Below are 2,426 nucleotides of genomic sequence, written 5' to 3'. Positions count from 1 at the left end.
ATCGATTAACAACCAAAGTCAGGAACCAGCCTTAAAGGTTGGTTCCTGACTTTTTGTTTAGCCGGGGAGATCTCACCCCCTCACCCCAATCTAGTTGGGCTAAAATATTTGATGAGGTTCAAAATTTCTTTGAGACGTGGAAACTAATACGATTATTAAGTGTGATGAAGTTTGCACTAACGGCTGCGTACGTCCCGATCGCTGTCAAAACCAAGCTCATCTAGAATCGGCTGCCAAATTTATCAACGAAACTTCTTTAGATAAAATGCACGAGATCGCCGAAGCAGCTCGGCTCAAAAAGCTCTCAACTCCGCCAGTGTGGGTGATTCCCGACTGGCAAGACTAAGGGGTAGGCTTTAGGCTTTAGGGCAGCGGAAATAAAATATAAATCAGCCCAAATCCCCACCGATCGATTTATCTAAAACCTTTATCTAGCTGTAACATGAACTTAGTATCACTCCAGAATCAACTGGACAACCTCTCCTTTGGGATCTTACTAGCAACCATGCTCGTTTATTGGGTCGGTGCCGCTTTCCCCACCCTGCCATTTTTACCAAATCTGGGTACTACAGGGATGGCGATCGCCAATCTGTGTATGGCAACCCTTCTGGGTGCTAGATGGATCGAAGCTGGCTACTTCCCATTGAGTAATTTATATGAGTCGCTTTTCTTTCTAGCTTGGGGGATTACGGCGGTTCACCTCTTTGCCGAATCCATCAGTCGCAGCGCGCTAGTGGGCGTTGTCACGGCACCTGTAGCGATGCTGATTACCGCCTTTTCCGCTTTGAAACTCCCCGATGAGATGCAAGCTTCGGCACCACTCGTCCCCGCCTTAAAATCAAACTGGTTGATGATGCACGTCAGTGTAATGATGATCTCTTATGCTACTTTGATGGTGGGATCTGTATTGGCAATCGCCTTTTTGTTTGTCACGCGCGGACAGGACATCGAGTTGCGGGGTAGCTCTTTTGGTGGGAGTGGTTATCGCCTAACCAGTAGCCTTGCTACTCAAAAAGTTGCCGAAGCTGCCATACCGATGGCAATTAATACCGCCGACATGGGTAACATAGCAGTAATGACATTACCGACAACGGCAACTGCTACACTCACACCGCAACGTTTGAGTCTCGCCGATACCTTGGATAATATCAGCTATCGCGTCATCGGTTTGGGCTTCCCCTTGCTGACGATCGGGATTATTGCAGGTGGGGTCTGGGCAAACGAAGCGTGGGGTTCATATTGGAGCTGGGATCCGAAAGAAACTTGGGCATTGATTACTTGGTTGGTCTTTGCGGCATATCTGCACTCGCGAATTACCAAAGGCTGGCAAGGACGCAAACCCGCTATTTTGGCAACCCTTGGCTTCGTCGTCGTTTGGATTTGTTATCTAGGTGTCAACTTACTGGGTAAAGGATTACACAGTTATGGTTGGTTTCTGTAATATGATATTAGCGATCGAATACCTCGATCGCTAACCAGTTAAAAATATCAACATTCGCGCGAATTTAGTGGAGATTATTATGCACGATCGCTTTGAGTCGCTCGAAAGTGGCGAAGTTATCTCAGTTCAACACGATACATTAGTGCTTAGCGGTCATCGCACCTTTCGAGTCGGCGAACTCAACGAAGCGATCGAAAGTCATCTCAAAAAAGCGATCGAGAATTGGAACGAAGAAAACAATGCCTGGTTCACCGATCGCGGACTCGACTGTGAAGCCCTGAGATTTGGCTCTAAGGGCTGGCAAAAGGGGCGGATTAGGTTGTGTTTAGAATTCTGTCCCGACGAGCCAGATGCCCTCAGTGAGCCAGTAGCGGTGAATGCGACGGCGACCTCGCTCGGCGCAACGATCGCCCCATCAGCAGTCCCGGCCCCACCCACGCCTACCGCTAGTCATGACGATCGCCACGATCGTCCAACAGCAGTCATCGCCCCAACGGCAACTGCCCAAACCGACGATCGTGGCAATTTTGCGGCAACAACTACCCCCGCCCCCAGCGAAACTCTGGCGGAAACCGAAGGCAGTTCGCTCCCCCTCGCTGGGATGACCGCAATGGGAGCAGCGGCAGTTGTAGCGACGATCGCGACCCCGATAGTAGCTACAGCGACACCCGCGCCACATTTTACGGATACCACTCTAGAGTCAGAAGAACATTTGCCGATCGATGCTGGAGCCGTCAATAGCAATCTCGATGAGATTGCCTATGTATTTGGGGGTGCTGACGATCGCGGTATTGCTGCGCCAAATGGCATGATGGAGCTAGATCTGACCGATCTCGGGCTAGATTTTTCCGAACACGATCTAGATTTATTGAGTTTCGAGTCGCCGGGGATTCCAGATGGTGCGGATGAGTTTATCAATCTTCAAGATATTGGCAGATCGGAAAATTCAGGGATGTAAATTGATGAAGTTTGGAATGAATTAAAT

Annotated in this window: 3 protein-coding genes; all 3 read left to right on the top strand. The window is 49.3% G+C overall.

The features are described 5' to 3' along the window. Positions 1-136 precede the first annotated feature (136 nt). A complete protein-coding gene (locus RMO35_RS19840; protein WP_309743472.1) occupies positions 137-346 on the top strand; it encodes a hypothetical protein in 210 nt (69 codons plus the stop codon). 96 nt (positions 347-442) lie between these two features. Further along, a complete protein-coding gene (gene ccsB, locus RMO35_RS19835; RefSeq protein WP_309743470.1) occupies positions 443-1,441 on the top strand; it encodes a c-type cytochrome biogenesis protein CcsB in 999 nt (332 codons plus the stop codon). A gap of 79 nt (positions 1,442-1,520) precedes the next feature. Further along, complete coding sequence (locus tag RMO35_RS19830) at positions 1,521-2,399, top strand: KGK domain-containing protein (RefSeq protein ID WP_309743468.1); 879 nt, start codon at positions 1,521-1,523, stop codon at positions 2,397-2,399. The last annotated feature ends 27 nt before the right edge of the window (positions 2,400-2,426 follow it).

This window comes from Chamaesiphon sp. OTE_20_metabat_361, from assembly GCF_031364565.1.
Note: the sequence above shows the minus strand (reverse complement) of the source record. Positions and strands in the feature narration are given on the sequence as shown.

What these genes read in the sequence shown, in the direction of transcription:
- ccsB (WP_309743470.1), top strand. Translation starts at nt 443, where the DNA reads ATGAACTTAGTATCACTCCAGAATCAACTGGACAACCTCTCCTTTGGG.
- RMO35_RS19830 (WP_309743468.1), top strand. Translation starts at nt 1,521, where the DNA reads ATGCACGATCGCTTTGAGTCGCTCGAAAGTGGCGAAGTTATCTCAGTT.